Annotated in this window: 13 protein-coding genes; 3 read left to right on the top strand and 10 right to left on the bottom strand. The window is 71.6% G+C overall.

Features of this window, described 5'->3' with window-relative positions; translation table 11 throughout:
• Window positions 1-23: 23 nt before the first annotated feature.
• The 10 genes from ACGF3A_RS30760 to ACGF3A_RS30805 form a co-directional block, all read right to left on the bottom strand.
• On the bottom strand, window positions 24-1,952 hold the full coding sequence (locus ACGF3A_RS30760; protein ID WP_393733651.1) for a TIGR03960 family B12-binding radical SAM protein: 1,929 nt from the start codon (window positions 1,950-1,952) through the stop codon (window positions 24-26).
• A gap of 58 nt (window positions 1,953-2,010) precedes the next feature.
• Complete coding sequence (locus tag ACGF3A_RS30765) at window positions 2,011-3,582, bottom strand: CHAD domain-containing protein (protein WP_393733652.1); 1,572 nt, start codon at window positions 3,580-3,582, stop codon at window positions 2,011-2,013.
• A gap of 73 nt (window positions 3,583-3,655) precedes the next feature.
• Window positions 3,656-4,855 carry a rod shape-determining protein RodA gene (gene rodA, locus ACGF3A_RS30770; protein WP_393733653.1) on the bottom strand — a complete coding sequence of 400 codons (1,200 nt, stop codon included), beginning with the start codon at window positions 4,853-4,855 and terminating at the stop codon, window positions 3,656-3,658.
• The gene (gene mrdA / locus ACGF3A_RS30775; RefSeq protein ID WP_393733654.1) at window positions 4,852-7,077 is read right to left on the bottom strand and encodes a penicillin-binding protein 2; all 2,226 of its coding nucleotides are present in this window, start codon (window positions 7,075-7,077) and stop codon (window positions 4,852-4,854) included. Before mrdA ends, rodA begins: the two co-directional genes overlap by 4 nt.
• A complete protein-coding gene (gene mreD / locus ACGF3A_RS30780) occupies window positions 7,074-7,796 on the bottom strand; it encodes a rod shape-determining protein MreD (protein ID WP_393733655.1) in 723 nt (240 codons plus the stop codon). The genes mrdA and mreD overlap by 4 nt, the downstream gene beginning before the upstream one ends.
• Entirely contained in the window at window positions 7,793-8,791 is a 999-nt protein-coding gene (gene mreC, locus ACGF3A_RS30785) for a rod shape-determining protein MreC (RefSeq protein ID WP_393733656.1), read from the bottom strand. Before mreC ends, mreD begins: the two co-directional genes overlap by 4 nt.
• 167 nt (window positions 8,792-8,958) lie before the next feature.
• The gene (locus tag ACGF3A_RS30790; RefSeq protein ID WP_393733852.1) at window positions 8,959-9,978 is read right to left on the bottom strand and encodes a rod shape-determining protein; all 1,020 of its coding nucleotides are present in this window, start codon (window positions 9,976-9,978) and stop codon (window positions 8,959-8,961) included.
• Between the two features lie 256 nt (window positions 9,979-10,234).
• The gene (gene ndk / locus ACGF3A_RS30795) at window positions 10,235-10,648 is read right to left on the bottom strand and encodes a nucleoside-diphosphate kinase (RefSeq protein WP_393733657.1); all 414 of its coding nucleotides are present in this window, start codon (window positions 10,646-10,648) and stop codon (window positions 10,235-10,237) included.
• A 66-nt stretch (window positions 10,649-10,714) separates the two neighbouring features.
• Window positions 10,715-11,104, bottom strand: coding sequence for a DUF4233 domain-containing protein (locus ACGF3A_RS30800; protein WP_393733658.1), 390 nt, complete (start codon window positions 11,102-11,104; stop codon window positions 10,715-10,717).
• Window positions 11,104-12,630, bottom strand: coding sequence for a bifunctional folylpolyglutamate synthase/dihydrofolate synthase (locus ACGF3A_RS30805; RefSeq protein WP_393733659.1), 1,527 nt, complete (start codon window positions 12,628-12,630; stop codon window positions 11,104-11,106). Before ACGF3A_RS30805 ends, ACGF3A_RS30800 begins: the two co-directional genes overlap by 1 nt.
• Before the next feature lie 129 nt (window positions 12,631-12,759).
• On the opposite strand from ACGF3A_RS30805, the gene ACGF3A_RS30810 reads away from it, so the two are divergent.
• The 3 genes from ACGF3A_RS30810 (at window position 12,760) to wecB (ending at window position 15,915) form a co-directional block, all read left to right on the top strand.
• Window positions 12,760-13,944, top strand: a complete 1,185-nt coding sequence (locus ACGF3A_RS30810) for an ATP-binding protein (protein WP_393733660.1) — start codon at window positions 12,760-12,762, stop codon at window positions 13,942-13,944.
• A complete protein-coding gene (locus ACGF3A_RS30815) occupies window positions 13,941-14,657 on the top strand; it encodes a response regulator transcription factor (RefSeq protein ID WP_393733661.1) in 717 nt (238 codons plus the stop codon). The genes ACGF3A_RS30810 and ACGF3A_RS30815 overlap by 4 nt, the downstream gene beginning before the upstream one ends.
• A gap of 112 nt (window positions 14,658-14,769) precedes the next feature.
• Window positions 14,770-15,915 (top strand): non-hydrolyzing UDP-N-acetylglucosamine 2-epimerase, encoded by a 1,146-nt coding sequence (gene wecB, locus ACGF3A_RS30820; protein ID WP_393733662.1) that lies wholly within the window; start codon window positions 14,770-14,772, stop codon window positions 15,913-15,915.
• Window positions 15,916-15,920: the final 5 nt, after the last annotated feature.

Consider the following 15,920-nt stretch of genomic DNA (forward strand, 5'->3'; position numbering starts at 1 on the left):
CTGAGCCCGGCCCGGCCCGGCCGCTACTTGTTGACCACGCTCAGCGGCAGCAGCTTCTTGCCCGTCGGGCCGACCTGGATCTCGGTGTCCATCTGGGGGCACACGCCGCAGTCGAAGCAGGGGTCCCAGCGGCAGTCGGGGACCTCCGTCTCGTCGAGGGCGTCCTGCCAGTCCTCCCAGAGCCAGTCCTTGTCGAGACCGGAGTCGAGGTGGTCCCAGGGGAGGACCTCCTCGTAGGAGCGCTCGCGGGTGGTGTACCAGTCGACGTCGACGCCCTGCTCGGGCAGCGTCTTCGCGGCGCACTCCATCCACAGGTCGTACGAGAAATACTCGCGCCAGCCGTCGAAGCGGCCGCCCCGCTCGAAGACCTCGCGGATGACGGCGCCCACGCGGCGGTCGCCGCGCGAGAGGAGGCCCTCGACGATGCCGGGCTTGCCGTCGTGGTAGCGGAAGCCGATGGAGCGGCCGTACTTCTTGTCGGCGCGGATCTTGTCGCGCAGCTTGCCGAGGCGGGCGTCGGTCTCCTCGGCGCTCAGCTGCGGCGCCCACTGGAACGGGGTGTGGGGCTTGGGCACGAAGCCGCCGATGGAGACGGTGGCCCGGATGTCGTTGGACTTGGCGACCTCGCGGCCCTTGGCGATCACGTTGACCGCCATGTCGCCGATCTGGAGGACGTCCTCGTCGGTCTCGGTGGGCAGGCCGCACATGAAGTAGAGCTTCACCTGCCGCCAGCCGTTGCCGTACGCCGTCGCGACCGTACGGATCAGGTCCTCCTCCGAGACCATCTTGTTGATGACCTTGCGGATGCGCTCGCTGCCGCCCTCCGGCGCGAAGGTGAGGCCCGAGCGGCGGCCGTTGCGCGTCAGCTCGTTGGCCAGGTCGATGTTGAAGGCGTCGACGCGGGTGGAGGGCAGGGAGAGGCCGACCTTGTCCTCCTCGTAGCGGTCGGCGAGACCCTTGGCCACGTCGCCGATCTCGCTGTGGTCGGCGGAGGAGAGGGAGAGCAGGCCGACCTCTTCGAAGCCGGTGTTCTTCAGGCCCTTGTCGACCATCTCGCCGATGCCGGTGATGCTGCGCTCACGCACCGGGCGGGTGATCATGCCCGCCTGGCAGAAGCGGCAGCCGCGCGTGCAGCCCCGGAAGATCTCGACCGACATCCGCTCATGGACGGTCTCCGCGAGCGGCACGAGGGGCTGCTTCGGGTACGGCCACTCGTCCAGGTCCATCACCGTGTGCTTGGAGACGCGCCACGGGACGCCGCTGCGGTTGGGGACGACGCGGCCGATGCGGCCGTCCGGCAGGTACTCCACGTCGTAGAAACGCGGGACGTAGACCCCGCCCGTCTTGGCGAGGCGCAGCAGCAGCTCGTCCCGGCCGCCCGGACGGCCCTCGCTCTTCCAGGCCCGGATGATCTCCGTGACCTCCAGGACGGCCTGCTCGCCGTCGCCGATGACCGCGACGTCGATGAAGTCGGCGATCGGCTCCGGATTGAACGCCGCGTGCCCGCCCGCCATCACGATCGGGTGATCGACGGTGCGGTCCTTGGACTCCAGCGGGATGTCCGAGAGTTCGAGCGCGGTGAGCAGGTTGGTGTACCCCAGCTCGGTCGAGAAGGAGACACCGAAGACGTCGAAGGCGCCGACGGGACGGTGCGCGTCGACCGTGAACTGCGGGACCTTCTGCTCCCGCATCAGCTTCTCCAGGTCCGGCCAGACGCTGTACGTGCGCTCGGCCAGCACCCCCTCGCGCTCGTTCAGCACCTCGTAGAGGATCATGACGCCCTGGTTGGGCAGCCCCACCTCGTACGCGTCCGGGTACATCAGTGCCCAGCGGACGTCGGTCTCGTCCCACTCCTTCACGGTGGAGTTCAGCTCTCCGCCGACGTACTGGATCGGCTTCTGGACGTGCGGGAGCAAGGCCTCAAGCTGGGGGAAGACCGACTCGACGGGCATCTCGGCGCGCTTTCGTAGGACGTGACAGGGTCAGTCCTCCAGCGTAACCCCCTCCCGCTCACGGGAACGACGCCGCGTCCCGCATGATCGCCGACCACAGGCCCGGCAGCGCGGCCTCGCGCTCCGCCGCGATCTCCCGCTCCCGGGCGTACACCAGGCCGTACGTGAAGGACGGCTCGCCCGCCGCGTGCGCCTGCCCGGCGAGGTCCCTCAGGGCGAGGCGCGCCACGACGCTGTCCTGGTGGTCGCCGAGCAGCTCCTGCAGCTCGGTCATCCGGGAGACGAACCGTTTGGCGTCCCGGCCGAAGGCGGGCCGCGCGGCCTCGGCCGCGTACCGCGCGCGCTTGGCGCACTTCCGCGCCTCGTGCACGGCGAGGTCCCGCTCGTCCCCGGGCGGTGCGGCCAGGGCCTCCCCGATGTGCGCGGCGAGCCGGTCGTAGTCGCGCCGTACGGCCTTGCGGATCACCTCTTCCGGGGGTTTGGCGGCCGACTTGACCCTGAGCGGAGGGTGAACGGCCAGCGCGTCCAGCGTGGTCAGCAGCTCCAGATGGCGCGCCCCGTCCAGGACGGCGAGCAGATGGCGGCGGGAGCCGGTGCGGCGGGCGTGCGAGAACGTGCGCAGCCGCCCGCTCACCGGGCCGAGCCGCAGCGGACGGGGCACCTCCGCGAGCCGTTCGGCCAGCCGCGCGGTCAGCACCTCGCGGTCGCGGTCCACGCCCAGCTCGGCGGCGAGCCACTTCAGCTCCTCGCCGACGGGCCGCGTGACGGACCGGTCCAGCACGGCGCCGTACGAGCGGAAGGCGCTGCGCAGCCTGCGGGTGGCGACGCGCATCCGGTGCACCGAGTCGTCCACGTCGCGCCGCACGGCGGGGTCCAGCTCGACGACGGCGGTGACCTGCGCGCGTACGTACGCCATCACGACGTCGGCGGCGGTCTCCCCGCGCGCCCCGTCCAGCTCCGGGGGCCCCTTCCTCCGGCTCTTCCGGTGCTTCCGGTGCTTCTTCTCCGCCTTCGGCGCGGTCTCGTCCAGCGCGCGCCGCAGTTTGGACGGGGCTGACGAACGGCGCAGCCCCGCGTCCCGGAGGCGTGCGTCGATCGCGTCGAGCAGCGCCGGGTCCTGCCCCTGGCCCAGCTCGGCCTCGATCTCGGTCCACGCGGCGGTCCCCCCGCCGGGCCCGTACCGCTCGGCGCGCACCTCGTCCACGCCGACCTCGGCGAGCGGGACGCCGTCCGCGTCGCGCAGCTCGCGCACGGTACGCCGCTGGCGCAGCCGCATCACGGGCAGCAGCGGCTCGCCGCGCACCCGCGAGCGTACGAGCGAGGCCAGCGCGGCGGGCAGCTCGTCGGCCACGGGGGCGTGCACCTCGTCGCGCACGCCGGGGTCCTTGGGGTCTGCGGGCAGCTTCAGGTGCCACCCGGCGTCCTGGCCTCCGACCCGCCGCCGGAGCGTCACATGCCCCTGAGCGAGCCGCTGGTCCTCGGTGTCGTAGTAGGTCGCGTCCAGTTCGAAAGGTTCTTTGTCGACAACGGATGCCACTCCGGGCAGCCCGCCGAGCTCCGGCAGCCCGCCGAGCCCTGTCCCGTCCGTGGCCTCGTACTTCCGCTCGATCTCCCGCACAACGTCCGCCATGTCCGGAACGTAGAACCGCGCCCCGCTCCCGGCAATGGGAACGGGGCGCGGAACGCCGAAGGTCAGCCGCCCGCTACGCGGCCACCGGCCGCTGGGTTCTGATCGACTGCAGCAGCCCCACCGCGATCCATACGGCGAACATGGACGTACCCCCGTAGGAGACGAAGGGCAGCGGGAGTCCCGCGACGGGCATGATGCCCAGGCACATGCCGATGTTCTCGAACGCCTGGAACGCGAACCAGGCCACGACACCGGCCGCGACGATCGTCCCGTACAGCTCCGAGGACTCCCGGGCGATGCGGCAGGCCCGCCAGATCACCACGCCCAGCAGGACGATGATGAGGCCGCCGCCGATGAAGCCCAGCTCCTCCCCCGCGACCGTGAAGACGAAGTCCGTCTGCTGCTCGGGGACGAACTGCCCGGTGGTCTGGGTGCCCTCGAAGAGCCCCTTGCCGCCGAGGCCGCCCGAGCCGATGGCGATGCGGGCCTGGTTGGTGTTGTAGCCGACACCGGCCGGGTCGAGCGCGGGGTTGGCGAACGCGGCGAAGCGGTTGATCTGGTACTCGTCGAGCACGCCGAGCGCCCAGATCAGCACCGCGCCGCCGGTCCCGGCCAGGATCAGCCCGAGCACCCAGCGGTTGGAGGCACCGGAGGCGAGCAGCACCCCCAGCACCGTGACGACCAGCACCATCACCGAACCGAGGTCCGGCATCAGCAGGATGACGACGATCGGCAGGGCCGCCATGCCCAGCGCGTGCACCACCGTGCGGTGGTCGGGGTGGTCGCGGTCGCCCGCGTCCACCTTCGCGGCGAGCATCATCGCCATGCCCAGGATGACCGTGATCTTGATGAACTCGGCGGGCTGGATGGTGAATCCGCCGCCGAGGTTCAGCCAGGCCCGCGAGCCGTTGATCGTGGCGCCCAGCGGGGTGAGCACCAGGACGGCGAGGAAGACCGAGACCCCGTACAGGACCGGCACCGCGCCGCGCAGCCGCCGGTGGCCGAGCCAGACCGTGCCGCCCATCATCGCGACGCCGATGACCAGGAAGATCGCGTGCCGCATCAGGAAGTAGTGCGGGTCGCCCTGGTTCAGCTCGGTGCGGTTACGGGTCGCGGAGTAGACCAGTATCGAGCCGATGACCGAGAGCGCGAGCCCGGCCAGCAGCATGATCCAGTCGAGCCGCCAGACGACGGAGTCGCGCGCGGTCAGCCTGCTCCACGTCGAGCGCCGCCGCGCGCTGTAGCGGCCGAGCGGGTAGGAGTGCGTGCTCAACGGACGTCCTCCTGCTCACGCCTGGCCGCCTGCGCCTGGTCCCCGCCCGCCTGCGCGGGGTTCCCCGCGTTCCCGGGCTGGTTCCCCGGCTTCGGCTTCTTCTTCCCGTCCGTGCCGAAGGTCTTGTCCTTCTCGGCCTCGATGGCGCCGTCCTTGTCGATCTTCGGCAGCTTCGTCGCCGGCTTGGGCAGCAGCGCCTTCTTCTTGTCGATGCTGCCGTCCTTGCCCACGCCGTATATGGCGTCGTAGATCTTCCGTACGGCCGGACCGGAGGCGCCCGATCCGGTACCACCCTGGGAGATGGTCATGACGACCGTGAAGTCGTCCGTGTACGTCGCGAACCACGAGGTCGTCTGCTTGCCCGCGACCTCCGCCGTACCGGTCTTGGCCCGCATCTTGATCTTGTTCTGCGGCCAGCCCGCGTCCCCGAAGCGCCAGGCGGCGGTGCCCCGCGTCGCCACGCCCTGGAGGGCCTTGTCCATCTGCGTGAGGGTCCGCTTCCCTATGGGCAGCTTGCCGTGCGACGTGGGCTTGATCTTGTTCACGTGCTTGCCGTCGGCGCTGATGACGGCCTTGCCGAGGGTCGGGTCGTAGAGCGTGCCGCCGTTGCCGAGCGCGCCGTAGATCGTGGCCATCTGGATCGGCGTCACCAGGGTGTCGCCCTGGCCGATCGAGTAGTTGACGCTGTCACCGGCGCGCATCTTCATGCCGGAGACGCAGTTCTCCTTGGCGATCTTGTCGGCGTACGTCTTGGCGTCCTTGGCCTGCGCGCACCAGGCGTCCTTGTTGGCCTTCCAGTAGTCGCGCTTCCACTTGCGGTCCGGGACGCGGCCCTCGACCTCGTTCGGCAGGTCCACGCCGGTCTTCGCGCCGAGGCCGAACTGGTGCGCCGTCTTGTAGAACCAGTCCTTGGCGCCCTTCCCCGGCTTGTTGCCGCCGTCCTTCTTCCACTGCTTGTACGCCAGGTCGTAGAAGACGGTGTCGCAGGAGACCTCCAGGGCGCGGCCCAGGTTGATCGTGCCGTACCCCTTCGACTCGAAGTTCTTGAAGACCTGTCCGCCGACGGAGTACGAGGAGCCGCAGTTGTAGCCCCCGTTGAAGTCGTAGCCCGCGTTGACGGCGGCGGCGGTCGGGATCACCTTGAAGATCGAGCCGGGCGCCGCGAGGCCCTGGATCGAGCGGTTCAGCAGCGGGTAGTTCGACTTCTTCCCGGTGAGCCGCGCGTACTCCTTGCCGGAGATCCCGCCGACCCACGCGTTCGGGTCGTACTCGGGGTTGGACGCCATCGCGACGACCCGCCCCGTCCGGTTCTCCATGACGACGGCGGCGCCCGCGTCCGCCTCGTAGTTCCGCCCGGTGTTCTTGTCGTGCTCCTTGCGGGCGGTCTTCATGGCCAGGTCGAGCTGCTTCTCGGTGACGGCCTGGACGCGGGAGTCCATCGAGGTGACGAGGTTCCCGCCCGGCTTCGCCTTGTCGCTCTTGGCCCGGCCCATCACCCGGCCGAGGTTGTCCACCTCGTAACGCGTCACGCCCGAACTGCCGCGCAGCTTGTTGTCGTACGACCGCTCCAGCCCGGAGCGCCCGATCTCGTCGGACGGCAGGAACGGCGAGTCGCTGTCCTTCGCCTTCTCGATCTCGTCGTCGGTGACGGGCGAGAGGTAGCCCAGCGCCTGCGAGGTGTTCGCGCCGTACGGAGCGGGGTAGCGGCGCACGGCCATGGGCTCGGCGGTGATGCCGGGGAAGTCCTCGGAGCGCTCACGGATCTGGAGCGCCTGCTTCGGCTTGGCGTTGTCCGTGACCGGGATCGGCTGGTAGGGCGAGCCGTTCCAGCAGGGCTGCTTCGTCTTCGCGTCGCAGAGCCGGACCTTCTCCTTGACGGTCTTCGCCTTCATGTCGAGGACCCGCGCGAGCCGTTCGAGCACGGCCTCGCCGTCGTCGTCCTGCTTCATCAGCTCGGTGCGCGAGGCGGAGACGACGAGGCGGGTCTCGTTGTCCGCGATGGCCACGCCGCGCGAATCCAGTATCGAGCCGCGCACGGCGGGCTGGACGACCTGCTGGACGTGGTTGCCCGCGGCTTCCTTCTCGTACTCGTCGCCGTTGCGGATCTGGAGGTACCACAGCCGTCCGCCGAGCGTGAGCAGGAGCGACATCACCAGGATCTGGATGGCGATCAGCCGGATGTTGACCCGCTGGGTGCGGCCGGTCTCCGGGATGTTGGTCACAGGCGCTTGACCCCCTTGATCTTCCCTGCCTTGTTACGGGCCGAGCGCCCCAGCAGATTGCCGCGCTGGCTGCCGATGCCCACGCCCTTGCTCCGCTTGCCCCCGAACAGGCCGCCGCTCCCGCCGCCCAGCCCCGCGCCGGAGGTGAGCCAGCCGTACGTACGGTCGCCGCCGCTCGCGCTGCCGCCCCCCGCGCCCGCGCCGTCGCCCAGCGGGTCCTTCTCGGAGCGCCGGGCCAGCGCCATGATCAGCGGCACCGTGAAGGGCGCCAGCAGCAGGTCGTAGATGGTGGCGGTGACCAGCAGCCCGGTGAGGCCGACCTGCCGCGCCGCGGTGTCGCCGACGAGGGCGCCCACCCCCGCGTACAGCAGCGTGGAGCTGATGGCGGCGCTGGCCACGACGAGCATGGGCACGGTCGCCGAACGGTGCTGGCCGTTGTCGGGCTTGGTGAGGCCCGCCGCGTACCCGATCACGCAGAGCACCAGCGCGTACCGCCCCACCGCGTGATCGGCGGGCGGGGCGATGTCGGCGAGGAGCCCGGCGGTGAAGCCGACCAGGGCGCCCGCCGTGTGTCCGTAGACCAGCGCGAGGCCGAGGACGACGAGCAGCAGCAGGTCGGGCACGGCGCCGGGCAGCTGCAGCCGGGCGAGCACGGTGACCTGGACGATGAGCGCGACGACGACCAGCGAGGCCGAGAGCAGAATCCGGTTGAGGATCATCGGGCGACTCCAGTGGCTCCGGGCGCCGGGGTGTTGGTGGCGGCGCCGCTCGGCTGTCCGCCGCCCGGCTGCTCACCGTTCCCCTTGTCCGCCTTCGGCGTCTTGGTGACGGTCACGGTGGGCGCGGGCTTCGGCTTCTTCGCCTTGAGCACCTCGTCCCGCGGGTCGGAGCGCGGCGGCTCGACGACCACGCCGACGATGTCGAGCTTGGTGAAGCCCACGTACGGGCGGACGCTGACGGTGCGGGTCAGATCGCCCTTGTGCCGGTTGACCTTGGTGACCTTGCCGACGGGCACGCCGGGCACGAAGGGCTTGTCGGCGCGGGAGCCGAAGGTGACGAGGCGGTCGCCCTTCTTCACCTTGGCCTTGCCGTTCATGAGCTGGACGTTGAGCGCGTTGCCCCCGCGGCCCGTGGCGAAGCCGAGCTCGCTGCTCTTCTCCAGCCGGGTGCCGACGGTGAAGTCCGGGTCGTTGGCGAGCAGCACGGTGGCCGTGGAGGGGCCGACCGTGGTGACGCGGCCGACGAGCCCGTCCCCGTTGAGCACCGTCATGTCGCGGCGCAGGCCGTCGTTGCTGCCCGCGTCGATGGTGACGGTCCAGGAGAATCCCTGCGCGGCGCCGATCGCGATGACCTGGGCGCCCTTGACCCCGTATCCCCCGGCGCCGGCCGTCTTGAGGAGCTTGTCCAGCTCCCCGGCGCGGGCGCGGTTCCGGTCCTTGGAGCCGATCTCGTGCTTGAGCTGCGCGTTCTCGCGCTCCAGGCGGCTGATCCTGTCGTGTCTCTCGCCCGAGTCGCGGACGGCGCCGATCGCGTTCCCGACGGGGTCCACCGCCGACGCTACGCCGTTCTCGACAGGTCCCAGGACGGACGCGGCCCCCGACCGCGCACCGTCGAGCGGTGACTGCTCGCCCCCTCTGAGATCCACCGTGATCAGTGCGAACGCGATGGCGATCAGCAGGACGAGCAGCAGCCGGCTTTCTCGTGTGTCCCTCACGTGCGGCGGCCGTGCCTTTCTTGGTCGGACCGTGTCGTGTCGTGCGCTCTTACGTATCTTCTGTTGTGGGTGCTGCCCCGGTGCGCGGGCGGCGGGCCGCGGGCGCGTCGCGATCACTCACACGGTCCCCGCGCCCCTGAAGCGCCCCTGTGGGGCACCACATACGGCTAACGCCTCGGCTGGGCGTCCAGTACCTGCTGGAGCGCCTCGAATTCCTCGACGCACTTGCCGGAGCCCAGCGCCACCGAGTCGAGCGGGTCCTCCGCGATGTGGATCGGCATGCCGGTCTCGCGGCGCAGCCGCTCGTCGAGGCCGCGCAGCAGGGCGCCGCCGCCGGTGAGCACGATGCCCCGGTCCATCACGTCGCCGGACAGCTCGGGCGGGCACTTGTCGAGGGTGGTCTTGACCGCGTCCACGATCGCGTTGACGGGCTCCTCGATGGCCTTGCGGACCTCGCCGGCCGAGATCACCACCGTCTTGGGCAGGCCGCTGACCAGGTCACGGCCGCGGATCTCGGTGTGCTCGTCCTTGTCCAGCTGGTTGGCCGAGCCGATCGTGATCTTGATGCTCTCGGCCGTGCGCTCACCGAGCAGAAGGCTGTACTCCTTCTTGATGTGCTGGATGATCGCGTTGTCCAGCTCGTCGCCCGCGACGCGGATCGACTGTGCGGTGACGATTCCGCCGAGCGAGATCACGGCGACCTCGGTGGTGCCGCCGCCGATGTCCACGACCATGTTGCCCGTCGCCTCGTGGACGGGGAGGCCGGAACCGATCGCCGCGGCCATCGGCTCCTCGATGATGTGCACCTGGCGGGCACCCGCCTGGGTCGACGCCTCGATCACCGCGCGGCGCTCCACTCCCGTGATGCCGGACGGGACGCAGACGACGACACGCGGCCGGGCGAGATACCGCCGCTTGTGGATCTTGAGGATGAAGTAGCGCAGCATACGCTCGGTGATCTCGAAGTCGGCGATCACGCCGTCCTTCAAGGGGCGCACGGCCACGATGTTGCCAGGGGTCCGGCCGATCATCTTCTTCGCTTCGGCGCCGACCGCGAGGATGCCGCCCGTGTTCGTGTTGATCGCGACGACGGACGGCTCGTTGAGGACGATCCCGCGACCCCTGACGTACACCAGCGTGTTGGCGGTCCCGAGGTCGACAGCCATATCACGGCCGATGAACGACATGTTGGTTGCCATGGATGCGTCTGGCCTTCCAAGTGGGGCGATGGTGTGTGAGGGAACGGCAGGAAGTGTGAACGCGCCGACACCGAGCCTGGCGGAGCGCGCGGGTTCCATCGTAGACGCGCTTGCTCGAACACGTAGAGACGGTTCCTCCGCCATTGTCAGCGGAACCCCGACCGTCCCCCGTAATGGTGACGTCGTGTCGGAGTGATGGGTTCCCCTGCCCTTCCCTCTTCAGCCCCCGTGAGGAGAGCCCCCGTCAGACGAAGTCGGGGAAGAAGATCTTCAGCTCCCGCTCGGCGGACTCCTCGGAGTCCGACGCGTGGATCAGGTTCTCACGGACGATCGTGCCGAAGTCACCCCGGATCGAGCCCGGCGCGGCGGCGATCGGGTCGGTCGGCCCGGCCAGCGTCCGCACGCCCTCGATCACGCGCTCACCCTCGACGACCAGCGCCACGGAGGGACCGGAGAGCATGAACTCGACCAGGGGCTCGTAGAAGGGGCGGCCCTGGTGCTCCGCGTAGTGCGTCTCCAGGGTGGACTTGTCGAGGGTGCGCAGCTCCAGCGCCGTGATCTTCCAGTCGGCCTTGGCCTCGATACGGCCGATGATCTCGCCGACCAGCCCGCGACGAACGGCGTCCGGCTTGAGAAGGACGAGGGTGCGCTGGGACATCGTGCGGACTCCTTGAGGGTGTGACTCTGCGGTGCGTAGAGGCTACACGGGTGAGAGGACGCCGTATTACGCAGCGTCCGGCTCAGGCCCACCCTCGGGTCCACCGCCGGGCCCGGCCCCGGACTCCGCCATCGCGGCGAAGCGGGCCTTGGCCTCGTCGATCTTGCGGCCGTAGTGCACCGAGGCCCACCACAGGCCCGCGAAGCAGGCGCCGAGGAAGAACATCGCGGGGACCACGAAGCCGCTGATGATCAGGCCGATCTGCAGGGCCCAGCCCAGCTCGACGCCGCCACGCCGGGTGATCATTCCGCAGAGCAGCACGCACAGCACCATCGCGACGCCGCAGACCGTCCAGACCGTGGCCTTGGACAGATCACTCGTCTGCATGGCGACCAGTCCCGCGAATGCCACGACGAAGAACTCACCGATCAGCGTCGACGCGCACAGCATCCGCATCAGCGCTTCCCTCCCAGCAGCAGCCGCGCCTCGCCGACCGTGAAGACGGAGCCCGTGACCAGGACGCCGGCCCCGGCGTACTCCCCGTCCTCCTCGGCCAGGGTGATCGCCTCCTCGATCGCGCTGTCCAGCCGCGGTTCGACCTGCACCCGGTCCTCGCCGAAGACCTCGACCGCGAGGGCGGCCAGCTCGTCGACGTCCATGGCGCGGTGGGTCTGGTGGCGGCTGACGACGACCTCGGCGAAGACCGGCTCGAACGCCTCCAGCACGCCGCGCACGTCCTTGTCCCTGCTCGGCGCGACCACGCCCACGAGTCGGCTGAAACCGAACGCCTCGCTCACGGCCTCGGCCGTGGCGCGCGCCCCCGCCGGGTTGTGCGCGGCGTCGAGCACGACGGTCGGGCTCTTCCGGACGACCTCCAGGCGGCCCGGGGAGGTGACGGAGGCGAACGCCTCGCGGACCACGTCGATGTCGAGCGTGCGGGCCTGCTGCTGGCCGATGCCGAAGAACGCCTCGACGGCGGAGAGCGCCACCGCGGCGTTGTGCGCCATGTGGGCGCCGTGGATCGGCAGGAAGATGTCGTCGTACTCACCGCCGAGGCCGCGCAGCGTGAGCTGCTGGCCGCCGACGGCCAGTTCGCGGGAGACGACGCCGAACTCCATGCCCTCGCGGGCCACGGTCGCGTCGACCTCGACGGCCTTCTTCAGCACGACCGAGGCGGCCTCGACCGGCTGCTGGGCCAGCACGACGGTGGCGTCCGGCTTGATGATCCCGGACTTCTCGACGGCGATCTGCTCGGGCGTCTCGCCGAGCCGGTCGGTGTGGTCGAGGGAGATGGGGGTGATCACCGCGACGTTCCCGTCGATGACGTTCGTCGCGTCCCAGGAGCCGCCCATGCCGACCTCGACGACGGCGATGTCCACGGGGGCGTCCGCGAAGGACGCGTACGCCATTCCGGTGAGGACCTCGAAGAACGAGAGCCGGTACTCCTGCTGGGCGTCGACCATCTCGACGTACGGCTTGACGTCCTCGTAGATCTCGACGAACTTCTCGGCCGGGACCGGGGCCCCGTCGATGCTGAGGCGCTCGGTGATCGACTGGACGTGCGGCGAGCTGTACCGCCCCACGCGCAGGTCGAAGGCGCCGAGCAGGGCCTCGATCATGCGGGCCGTGGTCGTCTTGCCGTTGGTGCCCGTGATGTGGATCGAGGGGTACGAGCGCTGGGGCTCGCCCAGCACGTCCATCAGCGCGGAGATCCGCTTGACGGAGGGCTCCAGCTTGGTCTCGCCCCAGCGGGTCGCCAGCTCGTCCTCGACCGCGCGCAGCGCCGCGTCGAGCTCGGGGTCCTCGGGGCGCGTCGGCACCACGTCGGGCTGCGGACCCGCCTGGGCGCGCAGCGTCCGGCTGCCCGCCTCGATGACGGCGAGGTCCGGGTCGCGGTCGGTCGCCTCCCCGACGATCTCCTCGAACGGGGAGGACTCGGGCTCATCGCCCTCGGGCTCGTGGGGCTGGGGCTCGTCGCTCACGCGGACCAGTCTACGTAAGCCCGCCGTTCCCTTCCGGCCGGGCGGCGGCCGGGCGGCGGGCGGGCCCTCCCCGGACTAGGGTGACCGCACGAGGGGGGCTCGGGGCAGTTCGCGGTGAGGAGCGTGGCCGTGGTCCGGGACCCCTTTCTTCCCTCCGTACCGCCCGCGCACGTACGGGTGCTGCGCGCGGCGCTCCAGGCGGCGCCGCTGGGCGTGCTGTGCCAGGGGACGGACGGCCGGATCGTGGCGTCGAACGACGCGCTCGGCACGATGTTCGGCCTCGGCCCGGAGTGCGACATCTCGCCGGGCGCCCCGGCCGTCGCGGTGCTGGACGCGATCGCGCTGCGCTATGTGCCGGGCCACCCGGCGGCGCGGACCTCGCCGCGCGACCACGGGCCCCGGATCCGCCGGGTGACCGAGATCCCGCTGCGCGACGGCCGGGTCGTCAACCGGGAGACCGTGCCGCTGCAGGACGGGGACGCGCACGTGGGCTTCCTCTGGACGTACCGCGACGTCACCGAGGCCAAGCGGACCGAGCACGATCTGCGGCGGGACAACGAGGACCTGGAGCGGGTGCTGCGGGAGCGGCGGGAGTTCACCGCGACCGCCTCGCACGAGCTGCGCACGCCGCTCGCCGCCGTCGTCAGCTTCTGCGAGCTGCTGGCCGACCCGGTGAGCGGCACGCTCGACGCCCACCAGCGGGACTTCCTCGCCGCCATCGCCCGCAACGCGGAGAACATGCGCCAGGTCATCGCCCGACTGCTGCCCACGTCCGGCGCCCCCGGCGGACCCGCCGGGCCGCACGGGCTGGAGCTGGGCGAGGTGCGGGTGCCGCGGCTGCTGGAGCACGCGCTGGACGCCCGGATGGCGGCGGTCGAGGAGGCCGGGGTCTTCCTCACGGTGCGCTGCGCCGACGGGCCCCCGCTGCGCGGGGACGAGCACCTGCTGGAGCGCGTGGTGACGAACCTGCTGGGCAACGCCGCGAAGTACACCCCGGCGGGCGGCGACGTCCGGCTGACGGCGGCGCCGCGCGGCGCGGCGTGGGAGATCGAGGTCGCGGACACCGGGATCGGCGTCCCGGAGGAATCCCGGAACGCGATCTTCCAGACCTTCGCGCGGGCCCCCAACGCCGAGCGCGGCGGCTATCCGGGCAGCGGCATCGGGCTCGCCGTCAGCCACGACATCGTGCGGCTGCACGGCGGCACGCTCACCGTCGGCGGCGCGGAGGGCGAGGGCGGCGCGGAGGGCGAGGGCGCGGTCTTCCGGCTGCGTCTGCCGATGGAGGGGCCGGACGGCGGGACGGGGGTCTCATGAGCGGCGTACGGATCCTCGTCGTCGAGGACGAGCCCGATCTGCGGCTCGCCCTCACCACGCTGCTGGGCCGCGCCGGGTACGAGGTGACCACTGCGGCCGACGGGCGCGAGGGGCTGCGGCTGCTCTTCGAGGCGCGCCCCGCGCTGATGGTGCTGGACATCGGGCTGCCGGGGCTGAACGGCTGGGAGGTCCTGGACCGCACCCGCGACCTGACCGACGTCCCCGTGCTGATGCTGACGGCGCACGGCTCCGAGCCCGACCGGGTGCGGGGGCTGCGCGCGGGCGCGGACGACTATCTGCCCAAGCCGTTCGGCAACGACGAGCTGCTCGCCCGTATCGAGGCCCTGCTGCGGCGCCGTACGCGCGACGCGGACGGCACGGACGGCGTGGACGGCACGGCCGACGCGGAGGCCGCCGGTCTCGTCCTGGTGCCCGAGCGGCGCTCGGCGGTGTGGCAGGGGGCCGAGGTGCGGCTGAGCGAGATCGAGTTCCGGCTGCTGCGGACGCTCGTACGGAACCGGGGGCGGATCGTCACCACCGAACAGCTGCTCGACATGGTGTGGGACGACCCGACGGGGACCGGCAGGGAGCGGGTGAAGTTCGCCGTGCTGCGGCTGCGCCGCAAGCTCCGCGAGGCGGGCGGCGGCGGCCCCGAGGACCCGCTGGAGGCCGTACGGGGCACGGGGTACCGCTTCCGGCCCCCCGAAGGCTGATCAGGGACTCGGAAAAAGCAACCGTCGCGCTACCGGAGCGCACCGGTCCGCGCGACCGTGGCCCGCCACTCTGGCCGCTGTACGCCGCCCGCGAACAGCACCAGGAGCCCGGATGCCCGCCCTCTCCCCCACGCCCCACGACAGCCACGGCAACGGCACGGCCGTCGTGCTCGGCACCCGGCCCGAGCTGGTCAAGGTCACCGAGCTGCTGCGGCTGCTCGGCCCGGAGGCCCGGCTGATCCACACCGGGCAGCACTACGACGAGGAGATGTCGGGCCGCTTCCTGACGGAGCTGGGGCTGCCGGAGCCGACGTTCCTGGACGGGGTCGGCGGCAGGCCGCGCGCCGGGCAGCTCGCGGCCGCGCTGGAGCAGCTCGACGCGCTGTTCGCCGCCGCTCCCCCGGCCTCCGTCGTCGTGCAGGGCGACACCAACGCCGCGCTCGCCGGGGCGCTCGCCGCCAACGCGCGGGGCATCCGGCTCGTGCACGTCGAGGCCGGGCTGCGCAGCCACGACCGCGCCATGCCCGAGGAGCACAACCGGGTGCTGATCGACTCCGTGGCCGACGTGCTGTGCGCGCCGACGGAGACCGACCGCGCCGCGCTGCGCGCCGAGGGCGTGCCGGACGAGCGGATCGAGGTCACCGGCAACACCGTCGTGGAGGCCGTGCGCCACCATCTGCCCTCGCCGGACGAGCGGGCCGCGCTGCGCGCCCGCCACGGCCTGCCCGTCGACGGCTACGTGCTGGCCACCCTGCACCGCCCCGAGAACACCGACGACACCGCGGCGCTGCGCGCCACCCTCGCCGAGCTGGGCGCGCTCGCCGCCGCCGGTACGCCCGTGCTGCTGCCCCTCCATCCGCGTACCCGCGCCCGGATCGACGCGTCCGGGCTCGCGCCGCTGCTCGCGGGGCTGACCGTCACCGGGCCGCTGGGCTACGGCGCGTTCCTCGGCCTCGCGCGGGAGGCCGCGCTGCTCGTCTCGGACTCGGGCGGCGTCCAGGAGGAGGTCACCGTGCTGGGCCGCCCGCTGGTCGTCGTCCGCCGCTCGACCGAACGGCCCGAGGCGCTGCGGGACTTCGCCGAGCTGGTGTCGCCGGGCGCGGCGGTCGGGGAGGCCGCGCGCCGCAGGCTCGCGCAGGGCGCGCTGGGGCTGCGCCGCCTCGCCGCGCTGCCCAGCCCGTTCGGCGACGGCCGCGCCTCGGAGCGGATCGCCGCGCTGCTCGACCCGGCGTCGTCCGCGTACCTCGCGGCCGCATGACCCCT

This window comes from Streptomyces sp. NPDC048172, assembly GCF_043202595.1.
Classification (GTDB): domain Bacteria; phylum Actinomycetota; class Actinomycetes; order Streptomycetales; family Streptomycetaceae; genus Streptomyces.